Origin of the sequence: Photobacterium marinum (assembly GCF_000331515.1) — a bacterium.
In the GTDB taxonomy this organism is placed as follows: Bacteria; Pseudomonadota; Gammaproteobacteria; order Enterobacterales; family Vibrionaceae; genus Photobacterium; species Photobacterium marinum.
Genome location: NZ_AMZO01000006.1, coordinates 531,116 through 553,770 on the forward strand (window position 1 = coordinate 531,116; position 22,655 = coordinate 553,770).

15 protein-coding genes are annotated in these 22,655 nt (G+C 44.5%); 10 read left to right on the forward strand and 5 right to left on the reverse strand.

Features of this window, described 5'->3' with window-relative positions; genetic code table 11:
* Positions 1-16: 16 nt before the first annotated feature.
* Positions 17-2,164 (forward strand): type I secretion system permease/ATPase, encoded by a 2,148-nt coding sequence (locus C942_RS06755; protein ID WP_051035747.1) that lies wholly within the window; start codon positions 17-19, stop codon positions 2,162-2,164.
* 198 nt (positions 2,165-2,362) lie between these two features.
* Complete coding sequence (locus tag C942_RS06760; RefSeq protein ID WP_007463933.1) at positions 2,363-8,350, forward strand: calcium-binding protein; 5,988 nt, start codon at positions 2,363-2,365, stop codon at positions 8,348-8,350.
* Between the two features lie 114 nt (positions 8,351-8,464).
* Here C942_RS06760 and C942_RS06765 read toward each other — a convergent pair whose 3' ends face one another.
* Positions 8,465-9,385, reverse strand: coding sequence for a LysR family transcriptional regulator (locus C942_RS06765; RefSeq protein ID WP_007463936.1), 921 nt, complete (start codon positions 9,383-9,385; stop codon positions 8,465-8,467).
* Positions 9,386-9,588: 203 nt separating this feature from the next.
* Here C942_RS06765 and C942_RS06770 point away from each other — a divergent pair, with 203 nt between their 5' ends.
* Positions 9,589-10,344, forward strand: coding sequence for an alpha/beta hydrolase (locus C942_RS06770; protein ID WP_007463938.1), 756 nt, complete (start codon positions 9,589-9,591; stop codon positions 10,342-10,344).
* 33 nt (positions 10,345-10,377) lie between these two features.
* Here the strand turns inward: C942_RS06770 and C942_RS06775 are convergent, their stop codons facing one another.
* Positions 10,378-11,571 carry an iron-containing alcohol dehydrogenase gene (locus C942_RS06775; protein ID WP_007463940.1) on the reverse strand — a complete coding sequence of 398 codons (1,194 nt, stop codon included), beginning with the start codon at positions 11,569-11,571 and terminating at the stop codon, positions 10,378-10,380.
* A gap of 181 nt (positions 11,572-11,752) precedes the next feature.
* Between C942_RS06775 and ald the strand changes: the two genes are divergently transcribed.
* Entirely contained in the window at positions 11,753-12,865 is a 1,113-nt protein-coding gene (ald, locus tag C942_RS06780; RefSeq protein WP_007463941.1) for an alanine dehydrogenase, read from the forward strand.
* A gap of 100 nt (positions 12,866-12,965) precedes the next feature.
* Here the strand turns inward: ald and xapA are convergent, their stop codons facing one another.
* Positions 12,966-13,802, reverse strand: coding sequence for a xanthosine phosphorylase (xapA, locus tag C942_RS06785; protein ID WP_007463942.1), 837 nt, complete (start codon positions 13,800-13,802; stop codon positions 12,966-12,968).
* A gap of 238 nt (positions 13,803-14,040) precedes the next feature.
* On the opposite strand from xapA, the gene C942_RS06790 reads away from it, so the two are divergent.
* The 5 genes from C942_RS06790 to C942_RS06810 all read left to right on the forward strand — a co-directional run bounded on the left by C942_RS06790 (position 14,041) and on the right by C942_RS06810 (position 17,683).
* Positions 14,041-14,973, forward strand: a complete 933-nt coding sequence (locus C942_RS06790) for a LysR family transcriptional regulator (RefSeq protein WP_007463943.1) — start codon at positions 14,041-14,043, stop codon at positions 14,971-14,973.
* A gap of 24 nt (positions 14,974-14,997) precedes the next feature.
* On the forward strand, positions 14,998-15,513 hold the full coding sequence (locus C942_RS06795) for a P-loop NTPase family protein (RefSeq protein WP_036799158.1): 516 nt from the start codon (positions 14,998-15,000) through the stop codon (positions 15,511-15,513).
* Positions 15,510-16,175 carry an SDR family NAD(P)-dependent oxidoreductase gene (locus tag C942_RS06800; RefSeq protein ID WP_007463945.1) on the forward strand — a complete coding sequence of 222 codons (666 nt, stop codon included), beginning with the start codon at positions 15,510-15,512 and terminating at the stop codon, positions 16,173-16,175. Before C942_RS06795 ends, C942_RS06800 begins: the two co-directional genes overlap by 4 nt.
* 162 nt (positions 16,176-16,337) lie before the next feature.
* Positions 16,338-16,880: an RNA polymerase sigma factor SigZ gene (gene sigZ / locus C942_RS06805; RefSeq protein ID WP_007463948.1), complete on the forward strand. Its 543-nt coding sequence runs from the start codon at positions 16,338-16,340 to the stop codon at positions 16,878-16,880.
* Positions 16,881-16,957: 77 nt separating this feature from the next.
* Positions 16,958-17,683 (forward strand): glutathione S-transferase family protein, encoded by a 726-nt coding sequence (locus C942_RS06810; RefSeq protein WP_007463950.1) that lies wholly within the window; start codon positions 16,958-16,960, stop codon positions 17,681-17,683.
* Between the two features lie 119 nt (positions 17,684-17,802).
* Here the strand turns inward: C942_RS06810 and C942_RS06815 are convergent, their stop codons facing one another.
* Positions 17,803-19,164 (reverse strand): aminotransferase-like domain-containing protein, encoded by a 1,362-nt coding sequence (locus C942_RS06815; RefSeq protein ID WP_007463951.1) that lies wholly within the window; start codon positions 19,162-19,164, stop codon positions 17,803-17,805.
* Between the two features lie 165 nt (positions 19,165-19,329).
* Here C942_RS06815 and C942_RS06820 point away from each other — a divergent pair, with 165 nt between their 5' ends.
* Positions 19,330-19,932 (forward strand): LysE family translocator, encoded by a 603-nt coding sequence (locus tag C942_RS06820; protein ID WP_036798949.1) that lies wholly within the window; start codon positions 19,330-19,332, stop codon positions 19,930-19,932.
* 79 nt (positions 19,933-20,011) lie between these two features.
* Here the strand turns inward: C942_RS06820 and C942_RS06825 are convergent, their stop codons facing one another.
* On the reverse strand, positions 20,012-22,087 hold the full coding sequence (locus C942_RS06825) for a methyl-accepting chemotaxis protein (RefSeq protein ID WP_007463957.1): 2,076 nt from the start codon (positions 22,085-22,087) through the stop codon (positions 20,012-20,014).
* Between the last annotated feature and the right edge of the window lie 568 nt (positions 22,088-22,655).

Below are 22,655 nucleotides of genomic sequence, written 5' to 3' on the forward strand. Positions count from 1 at the left end.
TTTTCCTGATACAGAGATGGCGGCCATTGATTCTGCTGTTGATGCCTTGGATGCGACTAACGATCCGGAAGATTATGGTTTACATGCGCTGGTTTACGCCGCCCGACATTTTAACGTACCGGTTGAAGTTGCTCAGCTCAGCCACTTGTTAGGCCAGGCTGAAGCATCGGTTAGTTCGCAGAACCTTTGTCGTTGTGCCAAATGGATAGGCCTTCGGGCAAGCCAGGGGCAGTCAGATATAACCAGGTTCGCTAACTTGCCGGTGCCGAGTTTGTTGAAAACGGTACATGGTTGGTTAGTGCTGGAAGAGGTTGATGGCGAAACGGTAACTCTTTATCACCCGAGAACAGAAAGGACGCGCCAATACCAAAGAGCCGTATTGGCGAAATACTGGGATGGCAGGTTGATTTTGCTGGCTGAAATGAACGAGGTTAGCAAGAAGCGTGCATTTGGTCTTAGCTGGTTTTTTCCGACCCTGCGTAAACATTTTTCCCAGTTCAGGAACGTCTTGCTGGTATCACTGATGCTGCAATTGATAGCACTGGTGACACCTATGCTGTTTGAAAATGTCATTGACCGGGTTTTGGTTAGCCGCGGGATATCCAGTTTACACGTTTTGGGAATTGCGATGTTGGTGCTGGCTGTTTTTGAACCCGTTTATGGTCACTTGCGATCCTGGTTGTTTGCCCATCTCGCCAGCAAAGTGAATGCTGAATTGTCGACGCGTCTTTATCAACATTTGGTGGCGTTGCCGTTGGGCTATTTTCAGCAACGGCAGACCGGCGAGATTATTGCTAGGGTGCGTGAGATGGGGCAAATCCGCCAGTTCTTAACGGGTTCAGCACTTACTTTATTGCTCGATATGACCTTTGTCGGGCTGTTTGTCGCGGTAATGTTTTCTTATTCAGACCGACTTACCTGGTTGGTGCTGGCATCATTGTTGGTGTATTTCTTGTTTTGGTTGGCGATCGGACCGGTTTTGCGAGCACGGGTACTGCGAGAATATGAGTTAAGAGCTGAAAATACTGCTTTTCTGACGGAGTCTGTGACCGGGATTGAAACCATTAAAACGACGGCGACCGAACCGGGTTCAATTCACAGCTGGGAGAAACAACTGGCTGCTTATATAAGGGCTTCGTTGCGCGCCAAAGTGCTCGGGATCTGGGCTGGTCAGGGTATTGGTTTGGTACAAAAGCTGACTTCAGCCCTGTTGCTTTGGTGGGGAGTTAGCTTAGTGATGGAAGGGCGGCTAACGCCAGGTGAGCTGGTGGCTTTTAATATGTTCTCTGGCCATGTCACTCAGCCTATATTGCGTCTGGCACAGATCTGGCAGGACTTTCAGCATACCCTGATTTCGTTGCGTCGGGTGGGCGATATTCTTGACGAAGAGGATGAAAGTGGCAGTGGCGGTCTGGCGTCGGTTCCTCGTCTGCAGGGGAGTGTTAGCTTTAAAGGGGTGCGCTTTCGTTATGATGAGGATGGTCAGGAAGTTTTGCGTAACCTCAGTGTCGATATTCAACCGGGAGAGTTTGTTGGCATAACCGGCCCGTCAGGGTGCGGCAAGTCAACACTGACTCGTTTGATGCAGCGTCTGTACGTTCCCCAGCATGGTCAGGTGTTGATTGATGGCGTTGATTTGGCGATTGCAGATCCGGTTGCGATTCGTCGTAGTATGAGCGTGGTTTTGCAGGAAAGTCTGCTTTTTGCCGGTAGTGTTGCTGAAAACATTCGCCTTTGTTGTCCGGGGGCAACCGATGCCGAAGTTGTGCAGTCAGCTACGTTAGCCGGTGCCCATGATTTCATTACTGGCTTACCTCAAGGATATGACACTCAGGTCGGAGAGAAAGGCTCACAGCTTTCCGGTGGTCAGCGTCAGCGAATAGCATTGGCTCGGGCGTTAATTACCAATCCCGGTATTTTGTTACTGGATGAAGCCACCAGTGCGCTCGATTATGAATCTGAAGCAGCAGTAGTAGCCAATATGGATGCAATTTGTAAAGGGCGTACGGTGATCAGTATTGCCCATCGTTTAAATACTCTCCGTCATGCTGACAGGATATTGGTAATTGATGAAGGCAAGGTTATAGAAGATGGTTCTCACGATGAATTATTAGCATGTAACGGACATTATGCCCGACTTTGGAAATTACAGATGGGGAAGTAAATCTAATAATTAATCGTTGGTTTTAATTCGGTTTGAATAATTAAGTTAAAAATAAATCTATTTCTTAGATAAGTAATGGATAACGGAACAATATCTTAACAACATCTGAATAATCAATTTTTAGTGGTCAACTCAGTTGAGCGCTATGGGTTGGTGCAACCTTTTTGTACCTCATAATAGATAAACAGGAGCTAAAATATGGCAACAGGAAACAACAATGCCGAAAGCACACTGAATGCCGATGTGGTTAAAGTGTTTACCAGGAAGTATCAGGCACTGCTTACTGAAAGTATGGTGGCGATGGCGGGCGGCAAGCCTGCAGAAGAAGTGACCTTCAGTCAGATCATTGATTTAATGACAGACTCAATGCGGGAATATGGGCTGTCTGAAGAAGAGATTTCGTCTGTCTCAGCATTAAAAACAGATCAGGATGTAATTAATCAGCTGAGCCAATTTTGTGAAATGACACAGAATGGCAAGGTTGATGAGATGTTGCTTAGCAACCTTGAATTACCAGAAGGTGGGCTGAAAAGCCAATCTACCTGGGGAAGTCGGATAAGAGACTCTTATAATGACTTCCTGCACGCAATGAGCCAACCTGCTAATAAATCTATTGATGGTATTACAACCTCATTAACTGAACTTTATGCAGAAAATAAATATTTCGCGAATGCTGCGATAGCGGCAAAAGGTTTACTTCCTGATCACTTCAAGGAAGTAATGAAAGTTCATAATTATAATAAAGTTATGGCTGTATTGCAGAATGATTTAGCGCAAGCAGCTCAGGATGATGCGCTTAATAAGTTATTTAATAAAAATGTAGATAAGACAGCATTAGTTAGTCGAGAAATTCGCCTTGAGTCGGAATTAAATGATGTCAATGATGCGGCAACAGGAACCGATCGAATCCGCCCTGTAAATAATGAAATTAAGTGGCGAAATCGTGTTGAGTCTTCAAATAAATTTGGCACAACAGTGAAATTAAGTGCTGCTGCATCTAGTCTGAATATTGTGGTTGGTGGTAAAGGCTTTATTGGTGGTTTCAGTGACCTGAGTGCGCTTGAAGAGAAGCATATGACTGGCGAAATCAGTGATGCTGAATACACCAGACAAAAGCATATGACTAACCTGACGATATCACGCAGCTTTTTTAGTACATCAAAAGGTATTGCTGATATTGGCGCGTTGATTTCTTATAAATTAGCGGAAAATGCAGGTAAAGAAAGCGCGGAGAAAGTCGGTCGATTTGCTCCTGTGGCCGGTAACATTATTGGTGTGATGAGCAGCGTCAATAGTGTCGTACAAAAGTCGATTCAGGCGCATTATGCTTTAGCCAGCGGTAATGGCGGTCGTGGTGCTATGTATGCCGTAGCTGCGACCTTAGACTCAATTAACGTGGTATTGAATGGTGTTGGTGCTGCACTGGATGTTATTCCGGGAATTGGTACTTTGGCATCTTTTGTTATTGATGTTGTTTCCAGTGCGGTTGATTTCATTTCTTCATTAATTGCCGGACTGGCAGAGCTGGTAGACACCCGAACTGATGAAGAAAAACTTCAGCAGGCTTTTGATGAGTTTATCGATTCAAAAGCATTTAAAGATCAGGTACAGCAGTTTTCAAACTCGTTTGCAGAGCAAGGTTATGATGTCTTCAAGTATATCGTCGATACCAAAGGTGCCGATCTGGATACGGAATCATCAGCAACGCATGATCAAATAGCATCTCATACCGAGCTGGTTAAACTGACGGAACAAGCTAGGGAGCAGGCGAAAGAGCTGCGAATTGCCATCATTGATAACACCTTTAAGAGCGATACGCTGGAAGGTGGCCCGCTTAATGATTATATCCGAATGGTTGGCGGCGGGGACAAGACTCTTAACGGCAAAGAGAATAACGATACTCTTATCGGTAATGTCGATAAGCAATTGCTGCTTGGCGGTGAAGGCGATGACTTCCTAGATGGCAGGCAAGATGCCGATTCTTATGAAAGTGGCCCTGGTGATGATGTTGTTGCGATTCAGCCAAGTGTTGATATCTATGCGAATGATACCCTGGGTAATGACACCTTGCTGGCCCATGAGGGAGAAGGTCTTGATTTATCAAGACGTTTGGTTACCCGTGATGGTGCAAGAAAAGGCATTGCAGATAAGATCCTCAATGGTCAAAAAACTTTGTATAACGGTGAGCCAATCTCAAACTATATGATTGAAACGGACACCATGACGATTGATTTGTCTCGGAAAGAGGCCTTTGTTGGTGTGCCAACTGAGTTCCGAATTAATGATTTGGATAATTATGACTTTGCTCAGGATGGTTTTTTTAATGAAGGGGTAAAGGATTGGAGCCAGCAGCTTGAAGATTTGATGCTTTATCACGACCTAAAACCAACACTGTACGATGCACTTGATAATGCAGGAACTAATTTTGATCGTGAATGGATGAGACAATCAACTTATGAAGGGGTAGCCGATTATATTAACCGCTTGGCGGAGTATTCGGGAGATCAGAATCTTTCTCAGCTTGGTCGTGCAACTAATGGAATGACAGCTGAATGGCAACAACAGCTGATTTATCTGTTCAAAAACAGAAGCGTTGTTTCTGTTGATGAAGTCAGAAATGCAATGCGCTCATTTCTTTCGGAAATTAGTAATTTTGATGAGAACAACCATGGTTATTCATCGGGTCAGGACTTCTTCAATCGATACAACAAGCAATATGTTAAAAACGTCAGCCCAAGGTTTGAAGAGCTTGGTGCCCTGTTAACCTGCTTTGCTGATGCCACTGTTGGATATAACTATCGGCTAGAATCTGTTTCAAACTCCTCTATGTCTGATAAAGATTTATGGCACCTGGGGTCAGATTCGGGCAAAGCTTATTTAACCGATGGTAAATTTCTGTATATCCGCGAAGAAAAAGTCTGGGGGCCTGAATTTAAACGCAGCAGCCTTGATATTTCCCATATCAGTGAATCATCAGTGATTTTGGATAAATATACTCCAATGAAAGTGCGGGATACCGGTATGGTTTCCGATCATATTTCCAGCATGGCTCAGGGGGTATATGACCCGAGTCAGCGCCTGCTGGCTGAATTATATCTGCGATTTACCAAAACGGCGGTGACAGGTTACGAGAACGTTGCGGTTAAGGATGTTGATAAACAAACCTATGCCAATGTGTATGGTTACCGGGGAGATAATAAATCTAACACCGATATCTCAGCACAGTTGATAGGTGATCAGAACAGCAATTATCTGAGTATCAATGAATCTGTGTCACATACCAAGCATAATTTCCTTTCAGGTAAAGCCGGGGATGATGTGCTTTCTGTGGCTCGTTATGCGGATGTCCAGCAAGCAAAGGGAGGCAAGCTAACGCTGGATGGCGGAGATGGTACGGATACCGCAGTCTTGAAATATAGCCTGAGAGATAAAAATCATCAGCCTGATAGCTTTACGTTGAAAGTGAGCAATGAACATACCGATAATGACACTATCAAAGCCAATGATATTGAGAACTTTGTGGTGCGAACTGACTTCAATGCCGCTAAAGGTGAAATAGACTTCTCCGGTTATAGCGCCCCAGAAACTGGTGAAAAGGAAAACAACAAGGGAATTCAAATCACGCTCGATAGCAATATTAATGAAATGACAGTAACAACCACGGCGAAAAATGATGTCGTAAACATCAACAAGCTGGGTATGTATACGCACATTTCAAATGTCGGCGGAAGCGATACGATTAACTTAACTCATCTTGAATATAGCAATGGTGTGAAAGCTAATCTTGGTTTGGGTTATCTGGAAGGTCGTGGCGATAATAGCCCGAAAGTGACATTCGATAATATCAATAACATTATTGGCTCGCAGGGAAGTGATGAATTGCTGGGTAACCGCAATGCTAACTTTATGCATGCGGAAGGCGGTTCAGATATTGTGCTTGCCGGTGAGGGTAATGATGTACTCTCGGCTTCAACCGGACAGCATAAGTTGATTGGTGGCGAAGGACAGGATCACTACTTGTTGGATGCGGGTAAAGAAAAGAAAGAAGTTTCCATCAAGCTGTCACGTGACAACCGTGGTCAATATCAACACTCAACAATTCCCGGCAATGGCAAGCTGGCTGTTGAGGCTGATGAACAGTTGTTAATGTCTTCGAATATATTCAGTGATCATGTTCGTGTCATGATGGGTGAGCGTGATGTGACTAAGTATTTTGTCGGCAAGATTGAAAACGGTAAGCCAGTGATCTTGTTTGATCAAAGTAACTTTGAAGCACTACACCTTAAAAACGGTGATGATGTGGAGCTTAAACTGAGCTATTTCGTTAAGAGTAATGGCCTTGCTGAAGCATCAGTTAAAGAGTCTGACTTTGGTAATGAGCTGACATTAAAGAACTTTGCAGATATCCGTGAGTTGACACCAGAGTTGAGCGAAGAAGGCGGTTTGCAGTTTAAAGACAAGCATGGGGCAGTGATCTTTCGTGATCTTGCATGGCTTGATTCGTTTAAAGCAGGGCAAACGGATCTTGAGGCTCTGAGCCTGAACTTTGCTCAACGATTCAATAAAATCGCTTTTGGTAAGTCAGCGAGTGAATTACAAGGTGCAGAGATCTCCGACTGGCTGATGGATGCTTTCACCAAACGTGAACTTAAGCAGGCAGAAGCAAAATGGAACTTAAATATTGATGTAGCCCGAGACGGAACTGTCGAAGGTGGAATTGGTAATGATCAGTATTTAGTTAATGCTGTCGGCGGTATCGTTAATGGTGGTGATGGAAATAACTATTATAAGGTTAGCGGCACGTCTGCAGGCAATGATATGACGATCATTAGTGGTGATAATGGCCGGAATTATGTCGACTTAACCTCTCTTGAGCATAAGGTTTCACTTTACAATCATGATGGTGGTAAAGGGGACACTCTGAATCTTCGCGGATGTTCAATTGCCGATCTTACCGTAAATGATCGTTTTGCTAATTTACCACCTGAATCCATCAAGGCATTTACGGCTACCTTAACACCAAGGTATCAGCTCTTTGTTAATCAGAAAGAGGTGGCAATGTTGGCGACAGATCAAACTGTTGAATACCTGACTGTTCAGGACGGTGACAAAACATGGATTGTCAGTGATGTTCCGGGGTATCTGACTGCCAAGGCGGCAAATGAGCCATACCATGTGAGTGAGTACATAAGTAGCAATGGTAATTTGGGCCTGAGCTTTGAACCATACCGTTCAGATCAGATCTCAATGACTGTGCTCAATGAGAATAATACAGCGACACTGCAGATCAGTGCTGACGGACAGTCCTTGTATAAAGGTACGATCGGAAAGAACAGCGGAAGCTATTTGAGTATTTCTGAATTAGCTGAAGGGATGTCATCGGCTTTTGAAGCAGGTATAGGTTTCAGTGACGGAACATATCGTTCAGAGCAACTGGTATCTAAGCTCGAGTCGTTATTGTCTGATCCGGCGAGAACAATTTCAGCTGACTATAAGCTGTTGAACGCTGATAATTACGATATGGTCGACGTAGTAAATGCTTCATTTGAAGAAACGCTTTCTGACAGAAAAACACCTGTTGGCCTGGCTTATGCCAAGGGATGGAATTTTAAGCGGGATACTTATTACAACTCCGGCGTTATTGGTTTGGATATTGGTTTTGATGAAATTAAGAACGCTATCATTCCAGACGGTAAGCGCATGATGGCGTTGCGATATGGTCCTGTAGCTGTTGAACAGGTCACAAATGAGCAATTGGATAAGTCTGCCGATTATCTGTTATCGATGGATCTGGCGTTTGCTGGTTATGGCAGGGAAGCTGTGGATTTAAGTTTGAGTGTTGAGGTTTACGCCGGAGATCATCTGATCGCTAATGCTAAACCAGTTATCGGTGATCTCACTAAAGGTGATGGGGCGTACGCGAATCCTCAATGGTATCAGTTTGAAATGGAAATTGATGGTAATGCAGGTGATGTGTTGGCATCCGGACCATTAAAACTCCGTATTGATAACCGACAGGAAAACAATGACCCGGCATATAATTCAGAGAAAGTGTACGTTGATAACGTGAAGTTGATGAAACTGACTGGTGCGATGGCGACATTTGGCAGCGAGGAAGGAATTTCTAATACGGCGAATACGAATGCTGAATATTCATTGAAGCCAATTCTGACTTCTGTGGTTTAAGCGTCATTGTTAGTTCAACGAGAGTGACAGGATTTACTGTTACACACTAAATCAGACCTTGGGTAAGTGATTTACTCAAGGTCTTTTTATATCCGGTGATTGTTTGATTTAGCATTAAGCTGATTTACGTTTTGAGCATGTATAGAGTTCATCACAGTGGGCTTTTATGTATTCATGAAGCAACCTGACTTCCGGAGTTAATGAATGGCGATGATCGCAAAGAAGTTGTAACGGAGCTGGTTCACCGTATTCCGAAGGAAATATCTCTACTAATTTGCCACTTTGAATTTCAGGGAATAAGTCCAGCCTGGATTTGTAGATAATACCGTATCCTGAAATAGCCCATTTCTTTGCTAAATCTGCATCGTCGCAGATGCGGTTACCTTCAACATGAATGGATTTTATCTCATTCGGGTAATGAAAACGCCAAGTGTCGTAAATACGTTCATTAAGGATGTAGCAAATACAGTTGTGCTGTTTCAGATCTTCAGGGGTTTTGGGGAAGCCATGTTCAGCCAGGTAGGCAGGAGACGCGCACAGAGCTCGTCGGTTCATAGCGATGAGCGGTAATGAAACAACACTGGAATCCTGTAACTCACCGTATCGGATACACAAGTCAATAGATTGTTGGAACAAATCAATAGGCTGGTCACTAATATGAATCTGTATGGCAAGTTGGGGGTGTTTTTGTTGGAAATTATCCAACCACGGAATTAAACGGTTGCGACCAAAATCTGAAGGCGCAGAGATACGGAGCTTTCCTTGTATTGTTTCCCGAGACTCAGATATGGCATGCCGGCTGTTATCAACCGCATCTAATATGGCCTGAGCGTATGGAAGGTATCGCTCACCATCTTTTGACAGACGCATGTTTCGGGTTGATCTGACAAACAGCCGTATACCGAGAGTTTTTTCCAGTCTTTGAATACAGTTGCTTGCTTTAGCTGGGGTGAGGTTTAGCTGACGAGCGGCGGCGGAGAAGCTGCCGGCATTCGCAGCCTTGGAGAATACGAGAAGATCTAATATTCGAATCATTTATTGGAACTATGCATAAAACAGATTTGCACATATATGACCTTCATTATATCAATGTCAATGGCGTGCATAGAAAGCATGCACATAACGCTAACAGCATCACAGTAAGTTAAGAGCAAATAAATGCATATGGGGTTATTCCTTGGTGCTATATTGGTAACACGAAATGACCAGATTCATGATAGAAATGAAGTGGTTTTGACATGAAAAGTTTTTTGATTGCTCTGTTGGCTATTTATGTGGTTTTTTCGCTGACCTTCTGTTCTTTGCAGCGAAAGTTCCTCTATTTCCCGCAACCGGCACGACAGTCATATGGGGCGGATAGTATCAGTTTTTTGGTGAATGGGATGAAGCTGAAGGGCTGGGTGCTCAATGCGGACTTGCCGAAGGCGCTGATTTACTACGGTGGTAATGCCGAAAACATTGAAGACAATATTCCTTTTTTTGAGCAGGTCTTGCCGCAATACAGTATCTATCTTATCCCTTACCGTGGCTATGGCGATAATACCGGAGAGCCCACAGAGCAGGCGTTGTATAGTGATGCTAAAGAGATATTTCAGCAGATCAGCAAGCAGCATGAATCTGTATCTCTGATGGGGCGGAGTCTGGGCTCCGGAGTTGCAACATATGTAGCGGCGAACCGGAAGGTGGATAAGCTGATTTTGGTGACGCCGTTCGACAGTATTGAAAATGTCGCCAAAGATCATTATTGGATGTTTCCGGTATCCATGCTGATAAAAGACAAATATCTTTCTTCCGAGCGGGTAAAAGATATCACCGCCGATACGTATATTTTTATTGCTGAAGATGACCGGGTTATCCCTCGAACCAGAAGTGAGAAGTTGGTTGAACGTTTTGGTGAGCAGTTGGAGGCGGTATTTGTAATAAAAGGAGCGGGGCATAATACCATCTCGGCATACCCCGCTTATGTGGAAGGTTTAAAACAGGCTTTAGACTGAAGCGTATGAATTCATGAACTGTGTATTCAGTTGTTACACCGTCAGTGCTTCTTCTTCGGTTTCTTCAATCAGTAATGAATGAAGTAGCTGTTCACACTGCTTCTGGCTTAAATAACCGGGAACCGGATATGTGCCGTGCGCTTCTTCCAAAGCTCGTTTGGCTATCATCGGAATATCTTCGGCTTTTAGTTCCTTAAAACCTTCAGGGATATTTAGTTGTTTATTGAGATTGCTTACCGCCTCAATAAATGCGTCGCCTCCAGTTAGGCCAATAATATCAGCCAGGTTATCTAATCTTTGCCTGCAATAAGGTTGCAGGAGGCGAAGTACGCCCGGCAATAGTACAGCATTAGCTTGTCCGTGAGCGATGTGATATATCCCGCCAAGTTGGTGAGCTATAGCATGGACATAGCCGACAAACGCCCGGGTAAAAGCACAGCCAGCCTCGTAAGATGCCCACGCCATTTCTTCTCTGGCTTTAAGGTCCTGACCATTTTCATAAGCTATTGGCAGGTTGGTGAAAATCTTTTGTATTGCCTCTGTGGCGTAGTTATCACTTAGTGTTGTGTGGTAAGTGCCGATGTAAGCTTCGATGGCATGGGTAAGGGCATCCATTCCGGTTGCGGCTGTCATCGCCGGTGGCAGGCTTGTCATTAGCTTGGGGTCAAGGATAGCAAAATCTGGCAGAAGCACAGGATCTATGATAGCTAATTTCTGTTGTGCTGAAGGATCGGTAATAACCGCGGCGACAGTAGCTTCAGAGCCTGTTCCGGCCGTTGTTGGAATCGCCAGGAATGGTGGCAGCTTTCTTCTGATTTTCAGTTTACCGGCCATAGTTCGCACCGGTCTGTCTTTGACCACTTTGGCACCGATGACTTTGGCGCAGTCAATTGGCGATCCTCCACCGATGGCGATAATTGAGTCACACTCAAATTGTTTATAGAAGTCTGCACCATTTGCCACAGTAGCAATAGTCGGATCCGGCATGACCTGATTGAAAATTGCATAATCAATATCATGCGCTTTCAGTGATTCGCACAGTTGCGGCATGATAGCCATTGAGCTGGATCGCCCTGTTACGATCATGGCTTTTTTCGCACCGACCGATGACATTAACTCTCCGGCTTTTGTCAAACTATCTGCGCCTGATTCCAGTTGAGTAAACGGGATATTGACTAGTTTATTGAGCTGTTTGTTGATGCCTATGATTGTTTTGTATAGCAACATATTAAAATCCTTTTAAACAGATGTTTGATTATATGAGTTGAAGTGGTTCATGTATTCGACATGCTTCATATTTTAATGAGATCGGAATAACGTTTTTTGCATTGTCTTTTTTGCTCAACAGTACACGGTAATTTCCGAACTACACTCAATGCATTGACGAATATGACAAGGGGAAGCCACGGTGGATATCGGTGTCATCAAGGAGATAAAAAACAGAGAAAACCGGGTCGCGCTGACGCCTCTGGGTGCCGAACAATTGATCGGTGCCGGGCATGTTGTGAAAGTGCAGTCGGGTGCCGGAGCTGGTTCTGGTTTTACTGATGAGGCATACATGGAGGTCGGTTGTCAGGTTGTCAATGTTGCACAGGCCTGGGACAGCGAGCTGGTGGTTAAAATCAAAGAGCCGCTTGAGAGTGAATATCCTTACCTGAAATCACAAATGCTCTTCACCTATCTGCACTTGGCTGGTGTAGCCCCTTCTCTGACAGAAGCTCTTTTAAAGGCCGGTACCACTGCGATTGGTTACGAAACCGTTGAGGACGAAAACGGCAGGTTGCCATTGCTTGCTCCCATGAGTGCAGTTGCCGGCAATATGGCCGTCACAATCGGTAGTTATTACCTGGCGAAGTTTGCCGATGGCAAAGGGATGCAGTTGGGGACGGTTTTATGTCAGCGTTACGGTAAGGTTGTCGTTTTGGGTGACGGTGTTGTTGGCCGTCATGCGGCAAAAGTTGCTGACGGAATCGGTAGTGAAGTAGTGATTTTTACCCGTCATAAAGAGCGTTTTAGTGCTTTGCAGCAGGGCCGTTCGGAAAATCACAGGGTGGCTCTATCATCACAGGAGGCTATTGCCAGCGAATTGGCTGATACTGATCTGCTGGTTGGCGGTGTATTGCATCCAGGGGGCAGGGCACCGCACCTTGTGACAAAAGAGATGGTGGCTTCAATGCAGTCGGGGAGTGTGATTGTTGACGTCAGTATCGATCAGGGAGGCTGTATTGAAACTTCAAAACCAACCTCGCACTCTGAGCCTGTTTATAAAGTGAATGGAGTGACACATTATTGCGTGACAAATATGCCCGGTGCTTATCCGCGAACATCAACTATCGCTCTGACCAACGCGACGTTAGGTTATATAACTCGTTTAGCATCAGAGGGTCTTACCGTTCTCAGGACTGATAAAGGATTTGCTAAGGGAGTAAATACTTACTGCGGGTATATTACCTATCGTCCGGTAGCTGAAGGATTGCAGATGTTGTCCCGATATAAGGCATTTAATGAGTTGACAGAGTAACTGTATTGGTCGAGGAATTGCTGTCGGTATTGTTCAAAAATGGTCGTTAACCGACAGCATAAAAGGCTCTTAGCAGACTTAATTGTCAGTTACTTAACTGTTATTCAGCCGGTTTAAAATGCGTATCTATGAATGCCTTGATCAGGTGAATGAAATCGGCTTCCGCCATTTTTGCGCATTTTAGCGTTTGTTCGTGAGACAACTTAACATCGCTCAGTCCTTCCGCCATGTTGGTGATCGCGCAGATTGCCAGTACCGGTAAGTTGCAATGCGCGGCAGAGATCACCTCCGGTACAACGGACATTCCGACAACATCACCGCCCATGATTTGCATCATGCGGATTTCGGCAGCGGTTTCGAAATTCGGGCCTGTATAAGAAACAAAGACACCCGGGTTGACGTTAATTCCTTTTGTTTCGGCGACGCTGAATGCTTTTTTGCGTAGCTCTTTGTCATAAGCATTAGCCAGACTGAAGAAGCGTGGCCCGTATTCGTCATCGTTTGCGCCTGTCATCGGTGATTCCGGCATGGTGTTGATGTGGTCATGGAAGATCACCAGAGAGCCGACATCAATTTTATCAGGACGAAGGGAGCCGGCCGCATTGGTTACCAGTAGGAATTCACAGCCCAGTTTTTTAAACGTGCGAACCGGTGTAGTCATTACTTTCATTGTCTGGTGTTCGTAGTAGTGTCCGCGACCTTTCATGCAAACCACATCCACGCCATTCATGGTGCCAAGTACCAGCTCGCCTGAGTGACCTTCAACCGTGCTTACCGGGAAACCATCCAGCTCCTCATAAGGGATGACTGTTTTGCCTTTCAGCTCGTCGGCCAACATCCCTAGGCCGGAACCTAAAATAAAAGCAGCCTTTGGCTGGAAGCCGGGTTTACGAGCCTGAATGATGGCAAGGGCGTTTTTAACTGGATCGTTATGCATGTCTGTTACCTTCTGATACTTCTTTGGGTCAGGCCTTCACTTTAGCTTCACTATTGTTCGCGAAAAATCGCTAAAAAAAGCATGTTTGTCAGCAAAAACAGAATAGTTACTTGGCGAGAATGTGAGCACTCTGGTTGAATTTAGCAAATAGCAGCAAAGGCTGTTATTCGGGTCACATTGTCTATAACAAGAATATGCAAAATAACGGTAAACCTAACCATAGTGCAGGACTGCAAAAATGGTGAAGAACGAGATAACAGAAAGCTTTGTGTCGAAAGGGCGTATTTCACTGAAAATGCTGCGCTATTTTTATGAAGTCGCTCAGCATGAGCATTTTGGCCAGGCAGCCGAACGCTTAAACATTACTAAGTCACCGCTCAGTGCGAAAATCAAAGAACTTGAAGCATTGCTTGGCTATGACTTGTTTATTCGTGATTCGCGCAATGTGGAGCTGACCAAAGTCGGTTTGCAGCTGAAAAAAGAGTGTGTGCGGATTTTCGATACCATCGACAGCGCGTTACACAATGCGATTAAGGTCGGACGGGAGCAAAACAAGGTTATCAATATCGGGCTTGTGAGCTCCGTGTTTTACGCTGGTTTTGGTTCGGTGCTGAAACGGTTTAAAAACCAATATCCCAACTATCATTTTAATTTTGTGGAACTTTCTCCGCGGCAACAGAAAAAGCGTTTACTCGATAAGAGTATCGACGTCGGCCTGTCTCGCTATGCCGATTCTTTCAATATCCATCCGCTTTGTTCTGAAACCGTGTTTCGGGAAAACTTATGTGTTGTCGTATCTGATGATCACCCGTTGAGCGGGCGACAGGTTATCTCTGTTGCTGAGTTGGATAATGAAGAATTTGCTTTTCTCGATACGCGCAATTCAGCTTCGGCAGAAATGTTCATCCATGCCTGTCAGGAAAAAGGGTGTCGTCCACAGATTGTGCAGGAGGTGATTGAACCCGGTACGATTATGGCGGTAGTGGCTACCAGCGAGTTGATCTCTGTTGTGCCAGAGAGTTTCAGTAGCAATAAATGGGATAACGTGAAGTTTATTCGGTTGAAAGAGTCACTTCCGGCTGATTTGTGTGCGCTTTATGACCGAAGAAATAACTCGCCGATTGTGGCGCATTTTATAGAGATGATCCGCAGTCAGTATTCATCGCTTTAAGGAAACACCACATTGGAGTCTAAGGTGAGTCGAATTTTAATTTTGGGAAATTCAGGTTCCGGGAAAACATGGTTGGCAGCGGCTTTGGCAGAAAACAATGGTTCAGATGTTGTGAATCTCGATTCTGTTTTCTGGATGCCAGGCGGTTATAACCAGAAACGTAGTGAAGAACAGGTAGCTATTGCCATCGAAGAGATTAAACAGTCATCCGACTGGGTTGTTGAAGGTGTTTTCGGCGCCTTAATCGAACCTCTAGTGGAATGCGCAGATATGATGATTTATCTCGATTTCCAATGGCAGGATTGCTATGAAGCTTTATTAAGCAGAGGCTCTGAAAGCTCAAAACAACTGGATCCTGAGGCGGCAGATGCAAACTTTCAGGCCTTGCTGACCTGGGCGTCACAATACGAGCACCGCCATAATAAGAACTCACGCGAGTTTCATCAGAGGCTCTATCAAAGTTTTGAAAAAGATAAATACAGATTGCTGAACAGAAATGACGTGAATCAGTTCGTGAAGGATTTTGGAGCATCAATATGATTTTGATTACAGGGGCAAGTAGCGGCCTTGGCGCGGCACTTGCGAAGTTATATAACGCGGACGGGGAGACGTTGCTGCTTAGTGGACGTAATCAGCAACGCTTGTCAGATGTGGTCGGAAAAATGAGCGGTGACGTGCAGAGTCATCCTGCTGATTTGGGTGATCCTGCCGATGTTGCTGCATTACTGGATGGTTTGGAACAAGTGCCGGATACGGTTATCCATTGCGCAGGTAGCGGGTATTTTGGTTCGATTGAGGAGCAAGACCCTCAGGCTATCAATGACTTAATTCAGAATAATGTCATATCGACTATCTATTTGTTGCGTGAGCTGGTCGCTCGTTATCGTACTCATAAAGTTAATGTTGTGATTGTGATGTCTACTGCTGCTCAGGTTGCTAAGGCGGGTGAATCAACTTATTGTGCCGCGAAGTGGGCGGTCAAAGGGCTGGTGGAGTCTGTGCGATTGGAACTGAAAGGGAGTCCGATGAAGCTTATTGCTGTTTATCCGGGTGGGATGGCAACTGATTTCTGGACAACCAGCGGCAAAGAAATGGACACCTCAAGTTTTATGACAGCGGATGAAGCAGCCATGATGTTAAAACAGGCTTTGATAGCAACAGAACACGGTTTCGTCTCTGATATTACGATTAACCGGAATTAGTCCCTTACTGACTGAGCGTATTTCTAAATGCCTGTGCAGCGGCATCTTTTCCGGAGGATAAAACGAGTACGGAGGTTGTTGTGCAGGCTTTTTTATTTTTCTATTAGGCGTATCATGCGCGCGGTTAGTATTTAAGTAAGAAGCAGTTCAACGGAGCAGCAAATGAATATCGAGTTTGTTTGGAAAGAGTATCAGGCGGCAATCAGGGCTTTTTTACATTCACGGGTATCTGATGCCGATGATGTTGATGATTTGCTCCAGGATATTCTGATAAAAACCTACCAAAACCTGCATGCGATTAAAGAGCAGGACAGTATTAAGTCTTGGCTTTTCCAGGTTTCAAGTAATGCCATCATTGATTTTTATCGGGATAAAGCAAAAACACGTGGACTAAGTTCTGACGACCTTTGGTATGAACAGAAAGATTCTGATATCAAAGACGCTCTGTCTCCGTGCCTGCTTCCTTTTATTCAGGCGTTGCCAGCAGATGTGTCTGAATTGATCTCTGCAATTGATGTGCATGGCCTGTCTCAAAAAGAGTATGCGGAAAAGCAGGGGATCAGCTATTCCACTTTGAAATCCCGGGTGCAGAAAGGTCGGATGTTATTGCGTAAATCCTTTGAAGATTGCTGCCATCTCTCTCTTGATCAGCACGGCAACGTCATAGATTGTGATTTAAAATCAAACTCTTGCAATAAATGCTGAAAAAATCATGATTTTTTTTCGTCTTTTTTAATTCCTCTTCGTCTTATAAGTACTTTTGAAAACAATGAGAGAAAAAGATGATCAAAGTAATTAGTTTTAAAATCTGTCCATTTGTTCAACGTGTAACAGCTTTACTGGAAGCGAAGAACATTGCCTATGATATTGAGTACATCAGCCTGAAAGATAAGCCGCAATGGTTTCTTGATTTGTCTCCTAATGGACAGGTGCCTGTTCTGGTCACCGAAAATGGTACTGCGTTATTTGAGTCAGAAGCCATCGTTGAGTATATCAATGAGGTTTATGGTTTGCTTGAGAGCGATGTGTCGCCAGAACAGCGAGCAATCGATCGGGCATGGAGTTACCAGGGTGCGAAGCAGTATCTTGTTCAGTGCGGCGCAATGAGAAGCCCGGATTGTGAAACCCTAGCAGAAAGATCGGCTAACCTCAGCAAAGCTTTTGCAAAGGCAGAAAAAGTATTAGGTGACGGCCCTTACTTTAAAGGTGAATCACTGAGCAATGTTGATATTGCCTGGCTGCCTTTACTTCATCGTGCTGACATTATTGAGAAGCATACCAAGTATGATTTTCTGTCTGATTTTCCGAAAGTGAAGGCATGGCAGCAGGCGTTAATAGCAACAGGATTGGCAGAGCGTTCTGTATTTGCTGATTTTGAAGATGTGTTTAGCGGTTTCTACCTGTCTGAAGCGACTTATCTCGGCAACAGTGACGAAGGTTTGGGTAACCGTGGTGAGAGTTGTAGTAGCCAGTATGCTTCACGTTGTAGCAGTAGCAGCTGTTGTTGATATCGGAAGGAAATACGATATTCGATTGTAATTACATTACTTTGCATCGTATTGCGTTAAAACATTAAGTGCTCAGGCTATCCATACGTCCTAATTGACAGGTATGGATAGCCTTTATTTTAACTGCTTCGCTGGATTTCGTTTTTGATAATCTCCAGTCCGGTTTTAAGTTCATTGCGGCTTGATGGTCCTGTCAGGGATATCCTGATTGCGGCAGGAGCCGGATAACGTCCCACGGTAAACATTTCGGCCTCTCTTACCACAACGCCTTTGTCACTTAGTTGCTTGCTGAAGCTGTATCCGGTCAAAGGCTCTGGCAGCTTCAGCCAACAGTTGAATCCCGGAACAGTTGCCGGATTGGGCTGGTGGAAATACTGATTAAAAAGTCGATGACGGGCTTTCAGTTCCATTGCAATTTCATTATCGACAGCCTCCATCGCCCCGTTTCTCAGCCAGCGACAAACCAGATCTGTCATTAGCGGGCTGATATTCATACAACTGGCACGAAGGGCTTTCTCCATGGTGTTTTTAAGGTGTAGGGGCATGACGATATAGCCGACCCGAAGCCCTCCAGCAAAGTACTTGGAAAAGCTGCCGACATAAAAGGTAATATCCGGCGCTATAGCGACAATCGGCGTAATACGGTTTTCTGGCGGGCAGTAAAGTACATCATCCTCAATAATCATTATCTTGTAACGTCGGCAGATTTCAATCACCTTCAGGCGGCGACTGTCGTTGAGCTGAATACCGGTCGGGTTTTGGATTGCCGGTGTCAGGTAAAGTAGCCGTGGTTTGTGCCTTTTGCAGTGCAGCTCCAGATCGTCAGGATCAATACCTTGGTCATCCATTCGGACTGGCACCAGTTTGCGTTCGGAATGCTGGCAAGTGCGGATAAATTCAGCATAGGTCAGCCCTTCAACAAGAATGGTATCGCTCGGGCGGGTCAGGGCTTGAACTATGGTTGTCAGACTGTGCTGGCCGCCGTATGTCCAGAGCAGCCGACGGTTGTCTATTTCGCTCCGCATCTTTTTGCTCAGCCATTGCTGAAGGATTTGGTTATGGCCCTGCAAACCATCGGCACTGTAATAATCAAGCACGGCTTTCTGAGCGACCGGTTCAAGAGACAGTTCTTGCAATGCGGTTGAGAGATGGTGTTGTTGGCTGAGAAGTAGCGGACGGCAGACCGCAAGATCAATACCGCTACGGGTGGTGATGGGATTGTAGAAGCTCTGCTGTTCAGCCTCACGATCTTTCACATAGGTACCACTGCCGACTTTAGGTTCTGTTAATCCCCGACGTTCAAGTTCCTGATAAGCTCGAGTAATGGTGCTGACAGTAACCCCTAGCCGGTAAGACAAAATGCGTTGTGGAGGTAGTTTGGAATTAGCTTTCAGCTCATTACTTTCGATGGCTTCAGCCAGTGCATCGGCCAAAGCCTGAAACTTAGGCCCCGGCCGACCGGAGATATCGGGAATAAACATTGTCACCTTTGTATGGGTTACATTTTGTTCTTGATTAAAGAATAAATAAGGAAGAGGCAGAAGGAAACAGAAGAATTGTCATGGTGACGAATAAACAATAGGTGTTGGCCTTTTCCCATGGTTACGCTGTGTCGGTAACAGGTATCAGCATTTCAGGGAATCAGGATGAAAACAGTATGGGATTTAATGCCAGCAATGAGTTTATTTGCTTTTATTACCGCAATAACACCGGGGCCGAATAACTTTCTGCTGGCCAGTTCCGGCGCTCAGTTTGGTGTAAGGCAGTCTTTGAAGCATCTTGTCGGGATTCGCTTCGGTATTGTTTGCCTGCTTCTGTTTTGTGCTGGTGGACTGGCGGTGGCTCTGGAGCAGCATCCCGTAGTCTATAAGTCACTTCGTTATGCTGGTTTGGGGTATATGCTTTGGCTGGTGGCAAAATTGATTTTTCTCAGTGGTATGTCTGGTTCAAAGAACAGGGGAGCGCCGCTTTCGTTTTTGCAGGCAATTGTTTTCCAGCTTGGTAATATCAAGGCGTGGATGGCAAGCCTGGCTTTGGTCACCAGTTATAGTGTGCCGGAGCAATATTGGTTATCTGTGTTGAATATTGTTGTGGTGTTTACTGTGTTCGGCTTTTTTGCGAACAGTTGCTGGGCTTGTTTGGGAAGCTGGATTAAAGCTCATTTGAACTCGGCTGAAAAGCAGCGGATGTTCAATTTATGCTTGGGTGCCCTGACGTTGGTTTCGTTGATTCCGGCATTTGAACTGTAAGACCTTCGAATAAAAAACCGCTGATAGTTCAGCGGTTTTTGTGCAGGGATTATTTGTTTAAGTGTTACTGCTTGTGCGCTTACTGTAACTTGAATTTGCTTACCAGTGCACTTAGCTGGGAGTTCGCAGCAGATAGGTTTTGCGTGCTGTCGACAGTCGCCTGGCTGTTTTGAGTCAGTTCGAAAACCATCTCGCGGATATTACTCATGTTGCGGCTGATTTCTTCAGTCACAGAGCTTTGTTCTTCTGAAGCCGTTGCGATTTGAGAGCTCAGATCGTTGATTTCAACAATCGAACTGGTCATTGCATCCAGGCTGTCAGACACTTTTGCTGTGCTTTCTGCTGTGCTTTCACAGCTGGTCTTTGTTACTTCCATAGCAGCTACAGCACTTGATGCATCATCACGTAGTTTTGCCAGGATCTCGTTGATCTCCGCGGTACTTGTCTGGGTGCGAGCTGCCAGTGAACGGACTTCGTCAGCTACAACCGCAAAGCCTCGGCCTTGTTCTCCGGCACGGGCTGCTTCAATCGCTGCGTTCAGTGCCAACAGGTTGGTTTGCTCGGCAATTTCACCAATCACGCCCAGCACGCTAACGATTTGCTGTGTGCTCTCGTTCATGGTGTTAATACTGGTAGAAGCTGTGCTGACTTCATCAACCAGAGCAATAACGCTGTTAGATGCTTCAGAAACGATAGTCTTTGATGACATTGCTTCATCGTTGGCTTTTTGAGTGTTAGACGCTGTATCTGTCGCACTCTGGGCAACGGTTTCAGCGGTCGAACTCATTTCAGTAATGGCGGTGACAACCTGATCAGTTTCTGATGCGTGGTTAGCCAGTGCTTGATTGTTTCGTTCTGACTGTTGGTTAAGCTCTTTGATGCCTTCAGTGATATGAGTTGAAGCCTGAGAGATCTCTAGAATCATAGACTGAAGGTACTTGATGAAGTTGTTGACTGAAATACCGATATCACCAAGTTCGTCGTCTGAAGCGACATCAATACGAGAGGTCAGGTCTGCTTCGCCAGTTGAAAGGGTATCAATACGCTCTTTCAGGATCACCAGACGCTTAATAATCACATTCAGAATCGCTACAGCAATGATCACGGCCAGAATTAGCAGAATCGCTGTAATAGTGATGCTCATGTTGACATTTTCATCGAAGATCTCCTGAGTTGCGTCAGTCAGACCCTTCTGAATAGTCAGGATGTCACTTTCATAAGCACCGGTCGCAATGGTCCATCCCCATTCAGGGAATACCTTTTTGGCGTAGACCATTTTTTTTTCGGTTTGCTTGGTTGTCGGGTTTTCAAATGCGATCTTGACGAAAACATCTGATTTGCCCTGAATCTGATTAGCAATCAGAGATGTCGTTGAAGGAATGACAGTACCGATAATTTCTTTTTTCGGGTGAGCCAGGATTTTTCCATCTTTATCCTGTACCCAGAAGTAACCGTTCTGACCATATTTACTGGAGCTGATGGTGTCCAGTGCAGCCTGAAGTTTGCTCTGCTTCAGGGTACTGATGTATTCACCGGTAGCAATAACGAGATTGAGTGGTTCAAAGTAGACAGAAGCGGTTATCTTTGCTTCAACTTTGTTGGTTGTAGGGTTAAGGAAGTAATATTGGCTGAAGCCAATTTCATTATTTTTAGCAGCATTAACGATATCGCGGGCGTAGTAGTTACCTTTCTTATCGGTTTTGTCGTAAGAGCTGGTTCCGATAATGCTGGCATTAACACCGTTAGCAACGTTAACAATGGTTTCTGCATCATATGCAAGGATATAGCGACCATTGTCCCAGCGATACTCATTAATAAAAGCGTTAATGTTGTTTTTGGCATCATATACAGAATTGCTGTTCTGATACATATGCTTAATTGTATTACGAAATGTTGTGATCTCTGTGCCTAGATCTTTTTTAATATTTTCCAGCTTTGATTGCTCGTAATAACCCGTAATGGAGCGGCTGACTGTGTCAACCTGACCCATTAAATTGTCATTCATTAATTTAGCAACCTGGCGCTTTACATTATTACTTTCAACTTCCAGGACGTTTTTTTCTGTATTTAATTGACTTGCAATAAAAAATCCCCCCAAAACGAGTAGGGGAATGCACAAGAGTGCAGTTAGTTTCGTCTTTATTGTTAATTTCATGGTCTTCAAATCCCTGAATAATAAGGGGAGCAATATTTAATGAGTATGGTTGCTTATGTTTTGGGTATGGTGAAACACGTTAATTATAAAATGCTCAATTTGTACAAATCCAGATTTTAAATGATACATGTTGCGGAAATAATGTGATCTTGCTCTAAAGAAATGCTTAATGGAAATGCCGGTTTGTATTATGAATTTATTGTTAAGCAATGCATTGTCTATTATTTGGAGCTTTCATAAAAACATGAATTTGAAGTAACTCTTCACATTTGCTTTTATCTTGTCTCATTTTCTTCATGCAAATTAACAGTATGCCGTGGTGATATGTTATGAAATTAGTTGATTCATTTCGTGTGTTTATCGCAGAACATAATTTTCATATGTTATTTTTCTAAATTCCGGCGAAACTATAACCAAGTTGACTGAGTTCACCTTGCTTTTTATCTCTCCTTAATTAGAATTCTCGCCCTTCTGTTGTGGAAGATTATGCGAACTTTTTGCATACATAGCCAATAAGAATAATCAAATGCGTGTTGTTATTAATATTGAGCTGTTATGAGTTGCTTTA